Origin of the sequence: Phenylobacterium sp. LjRoot97, assembly GCF_964254345.1 — a bacterium.
Taxonomy (GTDB): domain Bacteria; phylum Pseudomonadota; class Alphaproteobacteria; order Caulobacterales; family Caulobacteraceae; genus Phenylobacterium.
Map to the genome: position 1 here is coordinate 3,135,047 of NZ_CAXUTH020000001.1, position 19,598 is coordinate 3,154,644.

Annotated in this window: 21 protein-coding genes; 13 read left to right on the forward strand and 8 right to left on the reverse strand. The window is 68.2% G+C overall.

What is annotated here, in order from left to right; genetic code table 11:
• Positions 1-28 precede the first annotated feature (28 nt).
• The 3 genes from ACSQ2H_RS15480 to ACSQ2H_RS15490 all read left to right on the forward strand — a co-directional run bounded on the left by ACSQ2H_RS15480 (position 29) and on the right by ACSQ2H_RS15490 (position 1,189).
• Positions 29-271, forward strand: coding sequence for a hypothetical protein (locus ACSQ2H_RS15480; protein WP_436062276.1), 243 nt, complete (start codon positions 29-31; stop codon positions 269-271).
• Between the two features lie 122 nt (positions 272-393).
• A complete protein-coding gene (locus tag ACSQ2H_RS15485; RefSeq protein ID WP_436062277.1) occupies positions 394-576 on the forward strand; it encodes a hypothetical protein in 183 nt (60 codons plus the stop codon).
• 205 nt (positions 577-781) lie between these two features.
• On the forward strand, positions 782-1,189 hold the full coding sequence (locus ACSQ2H_RS15490) for a hypothetical protein (protein ID WP_436062278.1): 408 nt from the start codon (positions 782-784) through the stop codon (positions 1,187-1,189).
• Here ACSQ2H_RS15490 and ACSQ2H_RS15495 read toward each other — a convergent pair.
• From ACSQ2H_RS15495 to ACSQ2H_RS15505, 3 genes are read right to left on the reverse strand one after another with little or no spacing between them, the layout of a single operon-like run.
• On the reverse strand, positions 1,186-2,103 hold the full coding sequence (locus ACSQ2H_RS15495; protein ID WP_436062279.1) for a DUF6999 family protein: 918 nt from the start codon (positions 2,101-2,103) through the stop codon (positions 1,186-1,188). The genes ACSQ2H_RS15490 and ACSQ2H_RS15495 overlap by 4 nt on opposite strands.
• Positions 2,100-2,822: an iron-containing redox enzyme family protein gene (locus ACSQ2H_RS15500; protein WP_436062280.1), complete on the reverse strand. Its 723-nt coding sequence runs from the start codon at positions 2,820-2,822 to the stop codon at positions 2,100-2,102. The genes ACSQ2H_RS15495 and ACSQ2H_RS15500 overlap by 4 nt, the downstream gene beginning before the upstream one ends.
• On the reverse strand, positions 2,759-3,898 hold the full coding sequence (locus tag ACSQ2H_RS15505; RefSeq protein ID WP_436062281.1) for a beta-ketoacyl-ACP synthase III: 1,140 nt from the start codon (positions 3,896-3,898) through the stop codon (positions 2,759-2,761). The genes ACSQ2H_RS15500 and ACSQ2H_RS15505 overlap by 64 nt, the downstream gene beginning before the upstream one ends.
• A gap of 43 nt (positions 3,899-3,941) precedes the next feature.
• Here ACSQ2H_RS15505 and ACSQ2H_RS15510 point away from each other — a divergent pair, with 43 nt between their 5' ends.
• From ACSQ2H_RS15510 to ACSQ2H_RS15525, 4 genes are all read left to right on the forward strand, one after another.
• Complete coding sequence (locus tag ACSQ2H_RS15510) at positions 3,942-5,057, forward strand: alpha/beta fold hydrolase (protein WP_436062282.1); 1,116 nt, start codon at positions 3,942-3,944, stop codon at positions 5,055-5,057.
• Positions 5,058-5,127: 70 nt separating this feature from the next.
• Positions 5,128-7,371 (forward strand): excinuclease ABC subunit UvrB, encoded by a 2,244-nt coding sequence (uvrB, locus tag ACSQ2H_RS15515; protein ID WP_436062283.1) that lies wholly within the window; start codon positions 5,128-5,130, stop codon positions 7,369-7,371.
• A gap of 228 nt (positions 7,372-7,599) precedes the next feature.
• Positions 7,600-7,890, forward strand: coding sequence for a hypothetical protein (locus ACSQ2H_RS15520; RefSeq protein ID WP_436062284.1), 291 nt, complete (start codon positions 7,600-7,602; stop codon positions 7,888-7,890).
• 73 nt (positions 7,891-7,963) lie between these two features.
• Positions 7,964-8,248: a hypothetical protein gene (locus tag ACSQ2H_RS15525; RefSeq protein ID WP_436062285.1), complete on the forward strand. Its 285-nt coding sequence runs from the start codon at positions 7,964-7,966 to the stop codon at positions 8,246-8,248.
• Here ACSQ2H_RS15525 and ACSQ2H_RS15530 read toward each other — a convergent pair.
• Complete coding sequence (locus tag ACSQ2H_RS15530; protein WP_436062286.1) at positions 8,245-8,520, reverse strand: GNAT family N-acetyltransferase; 276 nt, start codon at positions 8,518-8,520, stop codon at positions 8,245-8,247. The genes ACSQ2H_RS15525 and ACSQ2H_RS15530 overlap by 4 nt on opposite strands.
• 69 nt (positions 8,521-8,589) lie before the next feature.
• Between ACSQ2H_RS15530 and ACSQ2H_RS15535 the strand changes: the two genes are divergently transcribed.
• Entirely contained in the window at positions 8,590-9,144 is a 555-nt protein-coding gene (locus ACSQ2H_RS15535) for a DUF3617 domain-containing protein (RefSeq protein WP_436062287.1), read from the forward strand.
• The gene (locus ACSQ2H_RS15540) at positions 9,145-9,441 is read left to right on the forward strand and encodes a GIY-YIG nuclease family protein (RefSeq protein WP_436062288.1); all 297 of its coding nucleotides are present in this window, start codon (positions 9,145-9,147) and stop codon (positions 9,439-9,441) included.
• Between the two features lie 117 nt (positions 9,442-9,558).
• Here ACSQ2H_RS15540 and ACSQ2H_RS15545 read toward each other — a convergent pair whose 3' ends face one another.
• From ACSQ2H_RS15545 to flgK, 4 genes are read right to left on the reverse strand one after another with little or no spacing between them, the layout of a single operon-like run.
• Positions 9,559-10,749 carry an acetyl-CoA C-acyltransferase gene (locus ACSQ2H_RS15545; RefSeq protein ID WP_436062289.1) on the reverse strand — a complete coding sequence of 397 codons (1,191 nt, stop codon included), beginning with the start codon at positions 10,747-10,749 and terminating at the stop codon, positions 9,559-9,561.
• 48 nt (positions 10,750-10,797) lie between these two features.
• A complete protein-coding gene (mnmA, locus tag ACSQ2H_RS15550; RefSeq protein WP_436062290.1) occupies positions 10,798-11,958 on the reverse strand; it encodes a tRNA 2-thiouridine(34) synthase MnmA in 1,161 nt (386 codons plus the stop codon).
• A 55-nt stretch (positions 11,959-12,013) separates the two neighbouring features.
• Positions 12,014-12,940 carry a flagellin gene (locus tag ACSQ2H_RS15555; protein ID WP_436062291.1) on the reverse strand — a complete coding sequence of 309 codons (927 nt, stop codon included), beginning with the start codon at positions 12,938-12,940 and terminating at the stop codon, positions 12,014-12,016.
• 12 nt (positions 12,941-12,952) lie between these two features.
• Positions 12,953-15,049, reverse strand: coding sequence for a flagellar hook-associated protein FlgK (gene flgK / locus ACSQ2H_RS15560; RefSeq protein WP_436062292.1), 2,097 nt, complete (start codon positions 15,047-15,049; stop codon positions 12,953-12,955).
• 418 nt (positions 15,050-15,467) lie between these two features.
• Here flgK and ACSQ2H_RS15565 point away from each other — a divergent pair, with 418 nt between their 5' ends.
• The 4 genes from ACSQ2H_RS15565 to sciP all read left to right on the forward strand — a co-directional run bounded on the left by ACSQ2H_RS15565 (position 15,468) and on the right by sciP (position 19,586).
• On the forward strand, positions 15,468-16,949 hold the full coding sequence (locus ACSQ2H_RS15565; RefSeq protein WP_436062293.1) for a flagellar hook-length control protein FliK: 1,482 nt from the start codon (positions 15,468-15,470) through the stop codon (positions 16,947-16,949).
• A gap of 9 nt (positions 16,950-16,958) precedes the next feature.
• Positions 16,959-17,702, forward strand: a complete 744-nt coding sequence (locus ACSQ2H_RS15570; RefSeq protein WP_436062294.1) for a flagellar hook assembly protein FlgD — start codon at positions 16,959-16,961, stop codon at positions 17,700-17,702.
• Between the two features lie 41 nt (positions 17,703-17,743).
• Entirely contained in the window at positions 17,744-19,132 is a 1,389-nt protein-coding gene (locus ACSQ2H_RS15575) for a flagellar hook protein FlgE (protein WP_436062295.1), read from the forward strand.
• Positions 19,133-19,298: 166 nt separating this feature from the next.
• Complete coding sequence (sciP, locus tag ACSQ2H_RS15580) at positions 19,299-19,586, forward strand: CtrA inhibitor SciP (RefSeq protein WP_436062296.1); 288 nt, start codon at positions 19,299-19,301, stop codon at positions 19,584-19,586.
• Positions 19,587-19,598 lie beyond the last annotated feature (12 nt).

Consider the following 19,598-nt stretch of genomic DNA (forward strand, 5'->3'; position numbering starts at 1 on the left):
CATGTATGTTGCGCCCAGGGCCAGGCCAATGCCTGAACCGATCAATGCGGCGCATGCCGGCACGCGCCAATCGGCGCGAGCCTTACTATTGAAATTCAAGAAGATCGTGTCCCGTGTGGCGAGGGCGAAGTCGCCCCCCGACATCGTCGTCGCGAAGGCCCCTGCTCATGCTGGCGGCGGCGCGACTGAGAGCCTGTCGATTACACGTGGAGTGACAGGCTACGGCGAAGTTGATGTGGTTTATGACCATCGCCGAGCGGATTCGCAATGAGATATTGCGTCGCAGCGCGCGATTTTTTTCAGGTTTCGTTAACGACGCGAACTTGGCCAGGGAACCTCCGCCATGCCCCGCCGTTCCCGCTGCACAGCTTTCAAACGCGGAGACGTCACCTCATGCGCAAGTCCTTCACCCTGCTCGCCGCCGCCGGATTCGCCCTGACGCTGGCCGCCTGCGGGCATAGCGTCGAGCAGCGTGCGGCCACCGGCGCAGCGGCCGGCGCCGTGGTCGGCGGGCCGGTCGGCGCCGTCGCCGGTGCGGCCGCCGGAACCGTCGTCAGCAAGGCGGCCGACAAGTAGATTCCGACAGGATCCTCTCCCCCCGGACAGGATCGCCAGCGCGCCGCGAGGGCGGGGCCTCGCCCGCCTGACGCGGCGCGCACTCTTTCCGACTCCCGTTCACCGAACGAGGGGTGGTTAATAGTGGTCGCGCATGCCAACTTGCGGCCCCGCGAGGCGTGGTCCGCCACGGACGCGCCCCAATTCTGATCTCAAACTGACGCTGATGCTGAAGCACGTCATCCTGCTGACTGTTGCGGCCGGGCTCGCCACGCCCGCCGTCGCCGCGCCGTCCTGGCGCGTGCAGCAGGCGTGCGCGATGCAGCGGTATCTTCGCGCCACCCCCGCCTTCCCGAGCCCGAGCTGGGGACGCGAGGCGACCAACGTCTCGACCGGCGGCGGCCGGGTCGCCATCGCCCGCCGCGAGGACGCAGCCGCCCGCGCCCAGTTCGACAGCGCCATGCGCTCGGGGCGCGCCTTCGCCGACCGCGCCGCCGAACAACTGGCTATCCGCGAACGGATCAGCGAGGAGGAAGCGCTGCGCCGCATCGGCTCCGACCCCGGCCCGTGGCCGCAGGTCACGACCGCCAAGTGCGAGGCGCTCGAACGCCAAGCCCAGCGCGCCGAACGCTAGGCCGGCGTCGCCCCGATCGGATTGCGGGGGTCGAGGCTCAGTCCCATGGCCTGGCGCTGCTTCAGCAGCCGCAGCCAGCCATGGAACGCCTCGCAGTCCAGCCCATGCATCATCAGCCGATGACCGGCCGTCAGGGTCGAGAGCGGCACCATCGGGTGGCCGTTCTTGACGAACGACATGTGGTAGTCGGTGCCGAGGATCTTGCCGATGTAGATCGCGACGGTCTCGTCCAGTTGCAGCGACTGCGCCGCCCGCACGAAATCCGCCCGCGGCAGCAAGAGGGCGTACATCGGCGTGTAGGCCTCGATCGCGGTCTGGACGTCGGCGAAGTTCAGCCGGCCGTTCGGCAGCGGCGCCAGTTCAAACGGCTCGTCCGAGATCATCGAGAAGTCCGGCCGCTCGACCGGCGCCAGGTCGCGGCCCTGGGCGCGCAGGCTGGCGCTAAGCTGGATGATGAAATTGAAGATGTTGAGGTCGTGCTGCAGGAAGACGTTGTCTTCCAGGTCCTTCAGGGTGCGCGGGCGCAGCGGGACGGTCTCGACCTCTACCGGACCCGCGTTCGCCTTGATGAAGGCCAGCAGTTCGGTGCCGATGTGAAAATGGCGCAGGATCAGGGTGTTGGCGTCGGGGCTCGCAAAGTTGCGCAGGCCCCAGTGGATCAGCCGATGCAGCGCCCCGTTCAGGTTCGGGTGATGCGGCGACAGCCCGCGCAGGATCTTCACCAGGATGAAGAAGGCGAACACCGCCGGACGGGCGATCGGGAACAGCCAGCGCCGCGACCACGAGCGGTTGCCGCGCAGCAGCGCGGACTTGGCTTCCAGCGCGATCGGCAGGCCCTGGTCGAGGTAGAGGGCCAGCCAGGGATCGGGGTCGCGCGGATCGTACTTGGCGAGGTCGAAGTCCGCCGTACTCAAGCCGTCATCTCCTCGATCTGCAACGCGTAGAGCCTGGCGGTGACCTGCGCGGTCTTCACGATCCGCTCGGCCGTCGCCGCGTCGGGCAGCACCAGCCCGAGCATCTCCTCGAACTCCTTGATGTGCTCGGCGTCGTTCTCGCCGTGATAGAGCAGGAACCGCACCGCGTGCTCGGGCAGGTCCAGCCGTTGGCGGGCCAGCGCCCCCCACTCCGCCGCCTTGATCGAGCCTAGCCCCTCGATGATCCACATCGCGCCGAGCAGCCCGAAGGGATTGGGCTTGGACGCCTCGTGGAACATCCAGGCCGAGAGCGCCTCGGAGCCGATGTTCTTCTCCGCGCCCTGGATCGCGGCCAATTCGCCGCCCGAGGCCACGAAGTCCGCCTCCAGCAGCCGGAAGTCCCTGTGTTCGGTCACCGCATGGCGCATCAGGATCGAGCGCAGCTCCAGGTGTTCCTCGTCGATGTTCGAGGCGGCGCGCGACATCCACAGCGCCCCGTCCTTCACTTGCTGGCGCAGTCCGCTCAGAAAGGTCCGGTAGTCGTCCAGGGTGAACCGCCCGCGGGTCAGCTTGCGGATCAGCGGCGTCTGCTCCAGCCGCCCCTCGAACTCGGTGAAGACGACCGTCAGCCGCCGCATCACGTCGCTGACGTCGTTCATCCCACCGCCTCCAGCAGCATGAAGCCCACGAAGGCCCGGCCGCTCTCCGGCACGACGCATAGCACCTGTTCGCCGGGCTTCAGCCGCTCGGAGCGCATGAATTCGTCCAGCATCACCCAGATCGAAGCCGAGCCGATGTTGCCGACGCGCGGCAGGTTTGAGAACCAGCGCGCCTCGGGGATCATCCCCGCCGTCGCCTCCAGCAGCGAAACGATCTCCTCGCGCAGCGAACGCGCCGAGTAGTGACAGAGAAGGTGGTCCACCTCCCTGGGCGCGATGCGGCCTTCGTCGACCTTGGCGAGATAAACCCCGACCCAGGCGCGGATCACCCGCTTCAGCAGCTCGAAGTCCTGCAGCAGCGCCACAGCGCCCTGGGCGTGGGCCGCCGCCGGACCCGCGAACGACCACGTCGCCATCGGGTCCGTCCGCCCTTCGACCGACGCACCCGCCCACATGCAGGGATCGAAGCGGTCGGCCAGCGACACCAGATCGATGAACTTCACCCGCAGGCTAAGCCCCGTCGGCCGCGGCGCGGGCTCCATCACCACCGCGCCGGCGCCGTCCGACAGGGTGAACCGCAGATAGTCGGCCTCGGCGCGCAGCCTCCCCTTCTCGTCGACCAGCGCCGTGCCCTCGTAGAAGCTCGGCTGGAACCAGCGGGAGGAGAATTCGCTGGCCCCGGCGACCGTCACCCTATGCTCCCCGGCCCGCACCGACAGCCAGGCCGCCTTGGCCGCCATCAGCGACGAGCCGCACACCGACTGGAAACTGGCGATCTCCAGCGGGCCCGCGCCCAATTCGCCGTGCACGTTGGCGGCGTGGCCCGGCACCAGATAGTCGCCTTGGGTCGTGGCGGCCGCCAGGAACTGCAGGTCTTCCGGGCCGAGGCCCGCATCATCGAGCGCCGCGCGGATCGCTAGCGCGCACATGCCCGCGTTGGAGTGGGTCGCCCGCCCCTGGTCGTCGAGCGCATAGTGGCGCGTCTCGACCCCGTTCCAGCGCAGCGCCCGGCGCCCGAGCAGACTGCCTCGGCCGCCGATCCGACCAAGATGGTCCTCGATGCGCTCGGCCGGGACCGGTGCGCCGGGCAGGAACGCGCCCGTACCGGTGATGTAGACGTCCGACAGCTCAGTCATCGCCGCACGATGGCCACAGCCGCCCGCCGCCGTCGAGCTTCCGATGCTCTGCAAGGGTCTCGAAGCGCCGGCGGTCTCGTCGTACAAGCTTGGCAGTGAAGCTCGCGAGGTCGCCGTGACATCCATCGCTCTGCTGCTGATCGCCCTTGTCGCCGGCCTCGCGCTCTGGCTGGCCGCGGCCCGCGCCGGCGCACGCCGCCGCCAGGCGATCCGCACGCCGAACGGGATCGACCAGGCCGGCTTCATATCGATCAATGGCGTCGAACAGTGGGTCTCGATCCGGGGCGAGGACGTCGAAAACCCCGTATTGGTCCTGCTGCACGGTGGCCCCGGCACGGCGTTCCTGCCGCTGGGCTATGAGGACTTCCGCGCCTGGGAGCGCGACTTCACCCTCGTCCAGTGGGACCAGCCGGGCGCCGGGCGCACCTTCGGCCGCAACCGCGCGGACGTCGACCTCACGCTCGACCGCATCGCCCGCGACGGGCTGGAGGTCGTGGCCCACGCCCTGCGCCGCTTGGGTCACGAGCGCGCGATCCTGCTCGGCGTCTCCTGGGGCTCGGTGCTCGGCGTCGAGATGGTCCGGCGACGCCCAGACCTCTTCGCGGCCTATGTCGGCGCCGGTCAGGTCGTGGACATGGCCGCCAACGAAGCGGTCGGCTACCGCGAACTGGCCGAGCGCCTCGAGGCCCGCGGCGCCCATAAGGCCCTCGCTCGCCTTCGGGAGATCGGTCCGCCGCCCTATGACGGGGTCAAGCCGCTGCTGGCCGAACGCAAGGTCCTCATGGCCCACCCGCCCGCCAGCGAACGCGGCACGATGCGCACCATGCTCGGCCGCCTGCTGCTGGCCCCCGACTATGGTCTCCAGCAGGTCCGCGATTGGGTCGCCGCCGGCCAGCACACCACGACCCAGATGCTGGCCGCCCTGATGGCCTACAGCGACGACGTCCCCGCCCCCGCCATCCCGGTTCCGGTGCTGATCATCCAGGGCGACCAGGACATCCAGACCCCGACCTCCCTGGCCGCCGCCTACTTCGAGAAGATCCAGGCGCCGGCCAAGCGCTGGGTGATCATCCCAGGCGGCGGCCACAACGCCATCCTGCTGATGTCCGGCAAGTTCCTGCAGGTGCTGAAGGCGAACCTGCCGTTGCTGCGCGGCTGACACCCTGCTGACAGGTTCTGACACGCGCCCGCGCTAGCGTTGGGCCATGAACGATCCTACCTTGACGTCCATGCCCCGCTCCGCCGATCCCGGTCCTGGCGTCGCCGACATGTCGGCGAGCTTCGACTACGACGAAAACGCCATGCCGATGCTGTGGAAGCCGCACCGGCCCGCCCGCCCGGCCAAATCCGAAGGCGGCAAGCGGTTCAAGCTGGTCAGCGACTTCCAGCCGGCCGGCGACCAGCCGACCGCCATCGCCGACCTCGTCGCCGGCCTCGAAGGCCGCGAGCAGGACCAGGTGCTGCTGGGCGTCACCGGCTCGGGCAAGACCTTCACCATGGCCAAGGTGATCGAGGAGACCCAGCGCCCGGCGCTGATCCTGGCGCCCAACAAGACCCTGGCCGCGCAGCTCTATTCCGAGTTCAAGGCGTTCTTCCCCGAGAACGCGGTCGAGTTCTTCGTCTCGTACTACGACTACTACCAGCCCGAGGCCTACGTGCCGCGGACCGACACCTACATCGAGAAAGACTCCTCGATTAACGAGCAGATCGACCGGATGCGCCACTCGGCCACCCGCGCGATCCTCGAGCGCGACGACGTCATCGTCGTGGCCTCGGTCAGCTGCATCTACGGCATCGGCTCGGTCGAGACCTACACCGCCATGACCTTCACCATCGAGCCCGGCCAGCGGCTCGACGAGAAGCAGCTCATGGCCGACCTGGTGGCCCTGCAATACAAGCGCAACGATCAGGCGTTCGAGCGCGGCTCATTCCGCCGCCGCGGCGACACCATCGAGGTCTTCCCCGCCCACTACGAGGACCGCGCCTGGCGCATCTCGCTGTTCGGCGACGAGGTCGAGGCGATCAGCGAATTCGACCCGCTGACCGGCAAGAAGACCGCCGACCTCGAAGGCATCAAGATCTACGCCAACAGCCACCACGTCACGCCGCGCCCGACCCTCAATCAGGCGGTCATCCAGATCCGCGACGAACTGAAGGAGCGGCTGGACTGGCTGGTGGCCAACGGCAAGCTGCTGGAGGCGCAGCGGCTGGAGCAGCGCACCACCTTCGACCTGGAGATGATCCAGGCCACGGGCTCCTGCGCGGGCATCGAGAACTACAGCCGCTTCCTGTCCGGCCGCCGCACCGGCGAACCGCCGCCGACCTTCTTCGAGTACATCCCCGAGAACGCCCTGCTCTTCATCGACGAGAGCCACCAGGCGGTGCCGCAGATCGGCGCGATGTATCGCGGCGACTATCGGCGCAAGTTCACCCTCGCCGAGTATGGCTTCCGCCTGCCCTCCTGCCTCGACAACCGCCCGCTCAAGTTCGAGGAGTGGGACGCCATGCGGCCACAGACGGTCAACGTCTCGGCCACCCCGGCGGCCTGGGAGCTGGAGCGCTCCGGCGGCGTCTTCGCCGAGCAGGTCATCCGGCCCACCGGCCTGATCGATCCGCCGGTCGAGGTGCGCCCGGTCTCCAAGGACAATCACAGCCAGGTCGACGACGTCATCGCCGAGGCGCGCGACACCATCGCCCGCGGCTATCGCACCCTGATCACCGTCCTGACCAAGAAGATGGCCGAGGACCTGACGGAGTACATGCACGAGCAGGGCCTGCGGGTCCGCTACATGCACTCGGACATCGACACCATGGAGCGGATCGAGATCATCCGCGACCTGCGGCTCGGCGCCTTCGACGTGCTGATCGGCATCAACCTGCTGCGCGAAGGCCTCGACATTCCCGAGGTCGGGCTCGTCGCCATCCTCGACGCCGACAAGGAAGGCTTCCTGCGCTCCGAAACCTCGCTGATCCAGACCATCGGCCGCGCGGCGCGGAACGTCGACGGCAAGGTCGTCCTCTACGCCGACCACGTCACCGGCTCGATGGAACGGGCCATGGCCGAGACCCAGCGCCGCCGCGAGAAGCAGGAGGCCTATAACCTCGAGCACGGCATCACGCCCGAGAGCGTGAAGAGCCAGATCAAGGAAATCCTCGCCTCGCCGTACGAGAAGGACCGCGTGCTGGTGCCGGCCGGCGTCGCCGAAGAAGCCGGCAAGCCGTTCCTGGGCGACAACTTCAAGGCCACCCTGCGCGACCTCGAAGCCAAGATGCGCCAGGCCGCGGCCGACCTCGAGTTCGAGACCGCCGCGCGCCTGCGCGACGAGATCAAGCGCCTCAAACTGCTCGATCTGGAGTTCGCCAACGACGCCCTCACCGGCGAGGGCGAGACCGCCGACCGCGAGGTGGTCAAGAAGGTCCGGGCCGAGGCGCGGGCCGAAAGCCAGGAGCGGTTCCGCAAGGGCAAACGCTAGCTGCGCAATAGGGATAACCCCTTGTTCCAACTTGGGAAACAACCGAGCGTAGCGCCAGCTTGGCTATACGCCTGTAACCCAAACTCCACAGTGCGACAGGCGATATCGTTAAGTTTCGAAAGCCCGGAACCACGGCCCCGCTTCGTGCGTAGTGAAGTCGATTGGGGAGCGCTGTCGACGCGGTCCGACGGGGGCCGCGGACAGGAAGCTCCGCCTGGGGAAGAACCCATGACGCCTCCGCTTTCCGTGGTGGCCGACAACTCGGCCGACAAGTCCAAGCCGCTTACGGGCCGTGAGCTTTCCGAACGCATTCGGCGGCTCCAGGCGGAAGCCAAGTCCCTGGCCCGCGAACACATCCACGCCCTAAGCCTGGCCCTGATCGAGGTCGAGCGCCTGTCCGCCGAGATCTCCGACGGCGGCGAGGCCTATCCGGCCGGCGTGCGCGATCTGGCCCGTCGGATGGCCGAGGACTGCGAAGCCAAGGTCCAGACCCTCGAGGCGATCTCCTCCCGCGTCTGACGCCCGGCCGGCCCGCATCCTGCAGCGGCGCTTCCAGACTGTGCAGCTTTGGGAGCGCCAAATGGTGAATCGGATGCGTGCGTCAGCGGCCCTCAGTGTGGTGGCCGGCAATCAAACCCCAACGGCGGCGCCCAGCCTCGCCGAACGGATCGGACGTCTGCAAGCGCAGGCGCGGAACCTGGCGCGCGAGCATGTCGCCGCCTTGGAGGCCGCCATGGCCGAGGTCGAGAGGCTGTCTGGCGAGATCGCCGACGGCGGCGAGGCTTATCCGGTCGGCGTGCGCGAAATCGCCCGCCGGCTGGCCGCCGACTGCGAGGCCAGCGGCAACACGATCAAGGCGCTGGCCGGCCGCACCTAGGCCAGCAGGCCGCGGAACTCATGGCTGCGGCGGAGCCAAGCGGCCGCAAAGCCGCAGATCGGCACGATCTTCAAGCCGCGGTCGCGCGCGTTGGCGGCCAGCCCCGCCATCAGCCGCCCCGACGCGCCGGTGCCGCGCAGCGGAACCGGGCTTTCGACGTGATCGATGTAGAGCCGCTCGCCGGCGAGGCGATAGTCGGCCCAGGAGGTCATGCCCTGCTCGGTCATCTCGAACCGCTGCTCGGCTTGGTTGTCGCGAAGTTCGCTGCTCATGGTCCGTAATTTAACGTTTGCGCAGAAGTATGGTTCGGCCCGTCAACCGTACGGTGTCGAGGGGGACGCATGTACGCAATCCGAAATCTGCTCGGGGCCGCCATTGCGGTCGTCGCCCTCGGCGGCTGCCAGCCGGCTGCGGTGACCGATCCGGACGGCGTCACGCGCGCCAACATCAAGCGTCCGCCGCCGCGCCAGCCCGGGCTTTGGGAAACCCGCCTGACCATCGGCGACACCGTCCAGACGACGCTCGTCTGCATCGACGAGAAGGTCGATCGCCAGGTCGACTGGATGGGCGCGCAGGGCACGCGCGACAACTGCAGCGAAAACGCCGTCACCCGTCAGGAAGACAACTCCCTGCGCTTCGCCTCGGTCTGCGACATGGGCGCCCGCGGCAAGGTCGTCACCAAGGGCGTCGCCCGCGGCGACTTCTCGCTCCGCTACGAGGCCGAAGGAACCCAGGTCACCACCGGCGCCCAACTGCCGATCGCCAACGGCGAGCGGACGGTGAAGGTCGAGGCCGCCTGGAAGGGCGTCTGCCCCAAGGAATGGCACCCTGGCGACATGTCGATCCCCAGCGGCGTCCGCTACGACGCCGCCTCGACGGGAGCGGCGGCTCGATAGGTGTTCTACACCTACCTCATGGCGAGCCAGCGCAACGGCACGCTCTACTGCGGCTCGACCGACGACTTAGCCAAGCGGGTTTTGAACCATAAGGCGGGACAGGGCTCAGCCTTCACCGCCAAGTATGAGGTCACCCTGCTCGTTTGGTTCGAAGCCCACGAAAGCCGCGGCGCAGCGTTCCAACGCGAGCGCCAGATCAAGGAATGGCGCCGGGCCTGGAAGCTGCGCCTGATCGAGGACAGCAATCCTGATTGGCGCGACCTGAACGACGACCTGAACAACCTGCTGTCGTTCTAATCCTCCGGTCATCCCGGCGAAGGCCGGGACCCAGATTCAGCCACAGCGCTAGAAGCGTGATCTGCCCAGTCCTATGAGCTGGGTCCCGGCCTTCGCCGGGATGACCGGTTAGAGCGGCTAGACCAGCTCCACCGCCATCGCGGTGGCTTCGCCGCCGCCGATGCAGAGGCTGGCCACGCCGCGCTTGCCGCCGCGGGCTTCGAGCGCCGAAATCAGGGTGGCCAGGATCCGCGCGCCGCTGGCGCCGATAGGGTGGCCGAGCGCGCAGGCGCCGCCGTTGACGTTCAGCTTGGCGCGATCGATGCCGAGTTCGCGCTCGGCGATCATCGCCACCACCGCGAAGGCTTCGTTGACCTCGAACAGGTCGACGTCGTCGACGCTCCAGCCAGCCTTCTTCAACGCCTTCTGCATCGCCGGCACGGGGGCGGTGGTGAACAGGCCCGGCTCGTGGGCGTGGGCGGCGTGGCTGACCACCCTGGCGACCACCTTCAGGCCCAGCTTCTCGGCCACCGAGGCGCGGGTCATCACCAGCGCCGCGGCGCCGTCCGAGATCGACGAGGCGTTGGCCGCGGTGATCGCGCCGTCCTTGCCGAACGCCGGCTTCAGGGTCGGGATCTTGGCCGGGTCGGCCTTCAGCGGCTGCTCGTCGGTCGAGACGGTCTCACTGCCCTTGCGGCTCACGACCTCGACCGGAACGATCTCGCGGGCGAAGGCGCCGCTCTCGGTCGCCGCCCGGGCGCGGGCGAGCGAGGAGATCGCGAACTCGTCCATCGCCTCGCGCGTGAACTGGTAGGTCCGCGCCGTCTCATCGGCGAACGAACCCATCAGGCGGCCCGGCTCGTAGGCGTCCTCCAGCCCGTCCAGGTACATGTGGTCAAAGGCGGTGTCGTGGCCGATGCGCGCGCCGCCGCGGTGCTTGTTCAGCAGGTACGGCGCGTTGGTCATGCTCTCCATGCCGCCGGCGATCACGATATCGGCGGTCCCGGCCGCCAGGGCGTCATGGGCCATGATCGCAGCCTGCATGCCCGAGCCGCACATCTTGTTCAGGGTGGTGGCCTCGACCGAGGTCGGCAGGCCCGCACCCAGCGCCGCCTGGCGGGCCGGCGCCTGGCCGAGCCCGGCCGGCAGCACGCAGCCCATGAAGATCTGCTCGACAGCTTCGGGCGACACCCCTGCCCGCTCGACAGCGGCGCGGACGGCGGCGGCCCCGAGTTCGGTGGCCTTGAGCGCGCTTAGCGAGCCCTGGAAGCTCCCCATCGGGGTACGGGCATAGGAGGCGATGACGACGGGATCGGCGGCTTGGGTCATGCCGCCGATATAATTCTCCGCCTGGCGAATTGGAATGCTGCCCCAGCGTCAGCCGGCGGCGCGTTCCGTCGTGTCGATGAAGCCGCCGCCCAGAACCCGCTCGGGCTGCTCGGGCGCATAGAGGACGCAGGCCTGGCCTGGCGCGACGCCTTCTTCGGGGGTGTCGAGCTCGACCGCCGCCACGCCGCCGCGCAGCGCAAGCCGCCCGGGCACCGGTTCGCGGGTGGAGCGCACCCGCGCCAGCACCGGCCGCCCGACCGCGTCAGCCATGTCGTCGCCTTCGCCCAGCCAGTTGGTTTCCTTCAGCGTCAGGGCGCTGGTCAGCAGCGCCTCGCGCGGGCCGACGATCACCTGGCGCTTGTCGGCGTCGATCTTGACCACGAACAGCGGGTCGCCGACCGCGATGTTGAGGCCGCGGCGCTGGCCGATCGTGTAGCGGGTGACGCCTTCGTGGCGGCCGAGCACCCGGCCGTCCATGTGCACGACGTCGCCCGCTTCCGCGCCTTGCGGGCGCAGGCGGTCGATGATCGTCGTGTAGCGGCCTTCCGGCACGAAGCAGATGTCCTGGCTGTCAGGCTTGTCCGCGGCCGCCAAGCCGAGCTCCGCCGCCACCCGGCGCACTTCCGGCTTGGGCAGGCCGCCCAGCGGAAAACGCAGGAAGTCGAGCTGCTCGCGCGTCGTCGCGAACAGGAAGTAGCTCTGGTCACGGGCCGGATCGATGGCGCGCAGCAGTTGCGCCCCGTGGCGGCCCTCGGCGCGCTGGACATAGTGTCCGGTGGCCATGGCTTCGGCGCCCAGGTCGCGCGCCACGTCCAGCAGGTCGCGGAACTTGACGGTCTGATTGCAGCGGATGCACGGCACCGGCGTCTCGCCGCGCAGGTAGGCGTCGGCGAAGTCCTCGATGACCTGCTGCTTGAACTTGCTTTCGTAGTCGAGGACGTAATGCGGGATGCCGATGACGTCGGCGGCGGTCCGCGCGTCGTGGATGTCCTGGCCCGCGCAGCAGGCGCCCTTCTTCTGGATCGCCGCGCCATGGTCATAGAGCTGCAGCGTCACGCCCACGACGTCGTAGCCGGCCCTGGCCAGCAGGGCGGCGGTGACGGTGGAGTCCACACCGCCGGACATGGCCGCGACGACCCGCGCGCCGGGCTTGAGGCCCACGGCGGCGCGCGCGGCTTCCACGGCGGCGTCTGTGAAAAGCGCGTTCATGGCGCGCTATGTAGCGGTTGGCGCCCCGATTTGCGAGGCCGCCCGCGTCAGCGACCTACTTCAGCGCGTTCAGCAGCGAAGAATCTCGCAGCGTGATGAACACCTGCGTCGAAGCCTGCAGCGCCAAGGTCGCCTTTTCCAGCTCGACCGAGGCCAAGGGCATGTTGGCGTCGACGATGTCGCCGATCATGCCCTTCAGGCTGTTCTGGCGCGCCGTCAGGTCGACCTTCACGTCATCTACCCGCGCCTGCACCATCCCGTTGCGGGCCGTCTTGTCGATGACGTCGCTGGAGACCGTGTCCCAGTTGGCCAGTTCGTTGGTCAGGAAGGTCCGCTGCGCGTCGGTCATCGTGCCGCCGAACGGCGTCGCCTCGTGGAAGGCCTGCAGCGTTTTGAAGGCTTGGAGCATCTGCGTCCCCAGATCGTCGGCCAGCAGCCCGGTCTTCACCGTGGTCGCGTCGTCGACCTTGTGCTCGGTGATGAAGTCGTCGTTCTGGAAGAAGTCGGCGATCGCCGGGGTCAGCGGATTGGTCAGGTCCGACAGCGCCTGCGCGGTGACCGGCATGGTGTCGATCTTCCCGCCGGCGAACAGGTACTTGCCGCCATAGCGCGAGTTCATCGACGACACGGCGTTGCGAAACTGCGCCTCGATCTCCTGCATCAGGGTGTCGGTGCGGCCCGTGGCGATGGCCTCTTCGATCGCTTGCTTGGTGCCGGCCGCCGCGTCGGCCAGCTGGGTCATCGCAAAGTCCTGGGTCGTCAGCTTGTCGGCGATCAGCTTGTTCTGGTCGAGATAGCCGCCGGTGCGGGTCTCCACCGAACGCATGGCCGTCAGCATCTCGGCGTTGCGCGAATAGTCCTTGAGGTTCGCCCCGTTCTCTTGGGTCGCCACGCGGTCGCCCGCGCTCATCTGCTTCTGCTGGGCGAGCATGATGTTCCGAAGAACCAGGCTGTAATTGCCGCCGGTCGTGACGCGATACATCGTCAGGCTCCGTTAAACCATGTTCGTCAGGACGTCGAACAGCTCCTTCGCCGCCTGGATCATGCGGGCGGAAGCGTTGAAGGCCTGTTGATAAGTCGTCAGTCGGACGAGTTCTTCGTCGACGTTCACGCCCTCGACCGCGTCGCGGCGCGCCTGGGCTTCATTCGACACCGACTCCGCCGCGCTCTTGCGGTTGTCCGCGGCCTCGGCCTGGCGGCCGATGGAGCCGCCGAACTCGGCCGCATAGCGCGACAGGGTCATGGTCACCGTGCCGAGCGTGCCGGCGGGCGAGAAGGTGGTCGTGACGTCCCCCGCCGCAGCCAGCAGCCGGGCGCCGCGACCGTCGCCGGCGGTGACCGCCGGCTTCCCGGCCGCCACCGACAGATCGAGCGTCGCCAGACCGAGCTTCATCGGGTCCTGGGCGATCGCCGAATCCACCTGGTAGCTGCTGGCCCGCCCGTTGCGGACGATCACGCCCAGGCCGAACAGCTGGCTCATCGACGGCCCGGCCGCCCCGCGCTGCGTTTGATCCTGGGTTATGGATAGCGTGGCGTTCTGCGGCGCCGAGCCCGTGAAGGTCAGCGCGCCCTTGGCGTCGAGGCTGAACGAGCCGTTGACGCCGACGCCCGTCGCCGGATCGTTCAGGGCCGCAACCAGATCGTCCATCGAATTGACCGGCGGGCCGGGCATCGTGAAGGTCATGTCGCGGATCGGCTTGCCGTCCGCCTGCGCCAACCGGAAGCTGATGGTCTGACCTGGCGTGAACCCGTGCGGGTCGGTTCCGCGCAGCCCGGTCTCGTAGCTCATCATGTCGCCGGAGCGGACGAGATCGTTCAGGCCGAAGAAGTGCGAGAAGCCGCGCCCCGCCTTGGCCGAGGTGCCCTCGTCGATAGCGAGACGGTTGTCGCCGACGCCCGCGAAGCTGAGCGCCCCGTTGGTGAAGCTGGCCGTCGCCGCCCCGCCCATCGCCGTGTTCAGGCTGGTCAGGAAGCTGGCCGGCGTGAAGGCGCCGCCCGGAACCATGGTCCCGGCGTCGAAGTCAATGTCGACGCGGCTCTGGACCACGCCGTCCTTGTCGAGGATCGCCACCGTCGTCTTGCCGGTGAAGCCGCCCACGGCGGTCGGCAGATCCAGCCCGGTGTCGCGGCCGTTCAGCACCTTCGGCGGCGGCGAGGCCGTGGTCTTGTTGTGCGCCGCGTTGATCTGCTCGACCGTGCGCGAGATGAACTCGCCGAGTTGATCGGCCATCCCCGGCAGGGTGGTGTCGCGCAGGTCCATCAGCCCGCGGATTTCGCCGCCCGAGATCTGGATCGGCTGCGGGAAGCCCACGCCCCCCTCCGGCTCGACCGCGATGTAGCCTTTGGTCGCGTCCGTGCGGTTGTAGCTCAAGGTCGCAGCCTTGCCGTCGCCGGCGAGCAGCAGCCCCTCCGACGAGCGGATGGTCACCCCGCCGTTGGTGCGCTGCGCCACCTGCACGTTCATGAGCGTGGCCAGTTCGTCGACCAGCTGGCTCTGGATGTTCTCCGAACCCGACGCGTCGCCGCTGGTCAGCTTGGCGCGGCTGATGTCGGCGTTCATCTGGTTGATCTGCCGCAGCAGGTCGTTGATGCGGTTCACGTTCGAGGAGATCCGCGCATCGACCGTCTCGCCCAGTTCGTTGATCTGGGCGTTGATGCGGCCGGTCTCGGTCAGGAAGTCCTCGACCTTGGAGATCCCCTGGCTGCGCAGCAGGCTCGACGACGGATCGTCCGCCGCCGCGGCGAAGGCCGTGAAGATCTGGTCCAGGCGCGAGAAGTAGAAGGTTTCCTTGCCGGGGTTGCCGAACAGGCTCTGGGCGTTGTCGAGGTACTGCGAGAACACGTCCCAGCGCGACGCGTCCGATGACGCGGTCAGCGAGGCGAGCTGCAGATACTGGTCGGTGATCCGCCGGACGCCCTGGATGTCGACGCCCATGCCCTGGCCGCCGACGACCAGCGGCGTCTGGTCGACCTGTTTGCGGACGTAGCCGGACGTGTTGACGTTGGCGATGTTGTCCGACGTGACGCGCAGGTTCATCTGAGCCGCGTTCAGCCCGGACGACGCCGTCTTGAGCATAGCCGTCAGTGACAAGGTTTACCCTCCGCCCGGCAAAGCCTGACGCGCGACCCGGCGAAATCTGCCGGGACATTGGTGAACACCCGCGCGTGGGCCATGCAAAAATCCAATCTTTTCAACGAAATCCGTTTTGGAGTTCGCCGAACCGCCAAAACACGGCGCAAGACCGGCGCCAGTTCCTCAAGGCGTCCTGACCAGCGCCCTGTCCGCCGTCGAGGTCAGGGCGGCAGGGACGACCCATCGCGCAGCTTCGGCCCGGCAAAAAACGCCACGCCCGCCGCCTCCGCCGACCGTCGAAAACAGACTTTTCTGTTTATTTTCCATCACTTGATCAGTTGGCGCAAAGGTTGCTCAGGCCCCGTCGAATGTACGCGGCGCAGAAGCGCTCCCATCGATAAGCCCAGCCGATCGCCGGGCGGATTCACTGGAAGCCATGACAGCGCCCCTGTTCAATTTGCCGATTACGAACCCGATCGCCTCCGCCCCGACGAACGGCGGCCAGAGCGCGGTGGGCGGTTTCGAGGCGCTGCTGGCCGCGTTCTTCGGGCCGACCGAGCAAACCGCGACGACCGGGACGGCTGGCGCCAGCCCGTTCGCCGCCCCCGTCGAAGGCGAAGCGACTGACGGGGCCGAAGCCGATCAGCCGACCACGGGCGACGCCAAGGTCGCCGATCCGGCCGCGCCGACGCCGCCCGCCGACGCCATGACGCTGGCCGCCCTGCTCGTCGCGCCGCAGGCCGTCCCCCAGCCGATCCAGACCGTCGCCGCCCCGAGCGGCGAGGCGCTCGGCGATGCGCCGTCGCAACCGGCCACGCCAGCGGCGACCGTGTTCGCGCCGCCGCCTCCCGCCGATCTCGCGACCGACGCCGCGACTGCGCCGTCGGCGACGGCGATCGCCGCCAACACGCCTGAGACGCTGCAAGACGCCCAGCCGCCCGCCGCCCAGACGCCGGCCGCGCCCCCGCTGGCCGCGAAGCCCGCCGTCGCCGAGCCCCCCGCAAAGCCTGCGGCCAAGCCGGTGACGACCGCCGCGCCGGCTCCGCAGCCGACCTCCGCGCCCGCGCCTCAGGCCGCCGCGGCCGCGGCCGCGGCTGACGCGCCGCAGGCCGAACTCGCCCAGGCCGAGGCCGCCACCCCGGCCGTCGCCGACGAGGTCAAGCCGCAGGAGACTTCGCAAGCCGCTCGTCCGGCGCGCCATGCTGACGCCGGCCGTCGCCGCGGCGATGCCGGTCAGCAGGCCGCGCCCGCCGACGACGGCGTTGTCGCAGCCAATGCGGTGACCGCTGCGGCCAGCGCCGGCGACGCCGGCAAGACCGCCGCCGCGCTCGAAACCGACGTCGCGCCGCCCGCGCCCAAGGAGATCAAGAGCGAGCCGGCCCCTGTGACCGACACGCCGGACGTCCAGGCGCCCGCCCCCGCGGCTCCGGCGGCTCACGCCCACGCACCCGCCCAGGCCGCGCCGGTGCGCGCCACCTCCGAGACCATCGCCAGCCTGACGGCTCAGATCAGCAAGAAGCTGGAAGGCCGGGCCACGAAATTTGACGTTGAGCTGACCCCGGCCGGCCTCGGCCACGTCAGCGTCTCGGTCGAGATCGCCGCCAGCGGCAAGATGACCGCGGCCATGTCGTTCGACTCGCCGCAGGCCGCCGCCGAGGTGCGCGCCCGCTCGCACGAGCTGCAGCGCGCCCTCGAACAGGCCGGCTTCGACCTGACTGGCGGCCTCTCCTTCGACGTCAACGACCGCGGCGGCGATGGCCGCGGCTTGGCCCAGCAGCAACAGCAGAACGATGGCGCCTGGCGCGGCCGGGCCTTCCAGGCGGTGCTCGGCACCGCCGGCGAGGCGGCCGAGACCGCTGCGATCGCCGCCCTTCAATACGCCCGCCGGTCCGAGACCGGCGTGGACATCCGGATCTAGGAGACCGCCATGGCGATCGACCCGACCGCAGCGGCTGGCAGCGCCGGCGCCTCGAACACCGGGCGCACACGCCTGGCCGACAGCTACGAGACGTTCATGAACCTGCTCACGGCGCAGATCAAAAATCAGGATCCGCTGTCGCCGATGGACTCCACCCAGTTCACCCAGCAGCTGGTCCAGATGACCGGCGTCGAACAGCAGCTGCTGACCAACGACCTGCTGGAGAAGCTGGTCACCAACACCGGTTCGGGCATCCAGACCTCGGTCAGCCTGCTCGGCCGCGAGGTCCGCGCCGTGCACAACGAGGCCAAGCTGACCGCCGGTAAGGCCGACTGGTCGTACAAGCTCGACCGCGAGGCGAGCGAGGTGACCATCGAAGTGGTCAACAGCCTCGGCAAGGTCGTCCAGATCGAGAAGGCCAGCGGCGATGACCTCAAGGCCGGCGACCACACCTACTCGTGGAACGGCAAGGATCGCACCGGCGCCCAGCTGCCGAACGGCGACACCTACACCCTTCGCATCACCGCCAAGGACTCTGCGGGCGCCACCGTCGGCGTCACCAACTTCATCAAGGGCGTCGTCACCGGCGTCGAGCAGAGCAGCGGCAAAACCTTCATCACCGTCAACGGCGTCCAGATCGGCTGGGAGAAAGTCACCTCCATCGCCGACGTGCAGAAGACGGCCGCCACCGACACCACCCCCGATCCCGACAAGCCGGACGACGACACGTCGCCCGAGCAGCAGGCCGCCTGAGCGCGCGCCGTCACAGCATTCGTATAGAAAGGTAGACACCCATGAGCATCAACAGCGCCATGCTCTCCGGCGTTTCCGGGCTGATCACCAACTCGTCGGCCCTGGCGGCGATTTCGGACAACATCGCCAACGTCAACACCACCGCCTACAAGCGTAACCAGGTGAACTTCGCCAACGTCGTGACCGCCCAGGCGGTCAAGGGCCGCTATTCGGCCGGCGGCGTGCAGGCGGTCACCCGCCAGTTCATCAGCCAGCAGGGCCTGATCCAATCGGCGACCTCGCCGACCGATCTCGGCATCTCGGGCGACGGCTTCTTCGTCGTCGCCACCAAGGGCGGCACGCTCACCGCCAACGACGAGCGGGTCTTCACGCGCTCCGGCTCGTTCAGCGTCGACGCCGACGGCTACCTCGTCAACGACGCCAAGCTCTATCTGCAGGGCTGGCCGGTGCAGGACGACGGCTCGTTCAACACGAACCCGTCCGACCTGAACATGATGCAGTCGATCAACGTGAAGAACCTGGGCGCAGCGGTCCGCGCCACCGGCAACATCGTGGTCAACGCCAACCTCAACAAGAGCCTGACCGCCGACGCCGCGAAGAACACGAGCTATACGACGCTCGGCGCCGGCGCGATGGCCAACTGGGCGGTCAACCAGGACCCGGCCACCGGCGTGCAGCCGGACTTCACCTTCGAAATGAACGTCATCGACTCCGTGGGCGCCACCCACAAGGTCGCCGTGGCCTTCGTGAAGGACAACGCCACGCCGAACCTCTGGAAGGCGGAAATGTACGCCGTCCCGGCCAGCGACATCAGCGGCGCCACCAACGGCCTGATCGCTTCGGGCAATGTCGCCTTCACCGCCGACGGTCAGCTGGACCTCGCGGCCGCCGGCACCACCCTGTTCGGTCCGACTGCGAAGCTGAACCTCGGCGCCTCGGGCTCGGCCGCCACGCCGCGCTGGGCCGACAGCCTCGGCATCCAGGCGTCGGACATCGATCTCGATTGGAGCAAGGTCACCCAGTACGCCTCGCCCTCGACCCTGAACTCGGCCAATTCCGACGGCGCCAACGTCGGCAACGTGGTCGGCGTTGAAGTCAGCGAGGACGGCGTTGTTTCGGCGATCTTCGACAACTCTGAGGTTCGCCAGATTGCGAAGATCGGTCTCGCCAGCTTCGCCAATCCTGACGGCCTGGCGGCGGTCAGCGGTAACGCCTATCGCGCCACGATCCCTTCGGGCGAGTTCGTGATCAAGCAGCCGGGCATCGGCGGGGCCGGCGAAATCGCCGCCGGTACGTTGGAAGCTTCGACGGTCGACCTGTCCGCTGAGTTCACGGGCCTGATCACGACCCAGAAAGCCTACTCAGCATCTTCGAAGATCATCACCACTGCAGACCAGATGCTTGAGGAGTTGATCAATATTAAGAGGTAATATTGGTCGTTAACAACTTACAACATCACTCGATAACTTAGACTGTACCAAAAACGGACAACGGCGAATCATGAGCAAGGAATTGTTTACTATCGTGATTCACCGGCCGTTATGTCCCACCCGTTACATTCTTCCCGAACAGTGATGGTCGGAAAGGCGTAAAGCCATGTTGCAACAACAGCAGACGCGCACGAACAGCCGCGGCGAGGCGTACGTCATCGGTCCGACGGGTGCGCCCCTGACGCTCAAGGATCTGCCGCCGGCCGACACCGGTCGCTGGGTGATCCGTCGCAAGGCCGAAGTGGTCGCCGCCGTGCGCGGCGGGCTGCTGACGCTCGACGAAGCGTGCGAACGCTACTCGCTGACCAACGAGGAATTCCTCGCCTGGCAAAAGTCGATCGATCGCCACGGCCTCGCCGGCCTGCGCACGACCCGTCTGCAGCAGTACCGCTGATCCCGTAGACCC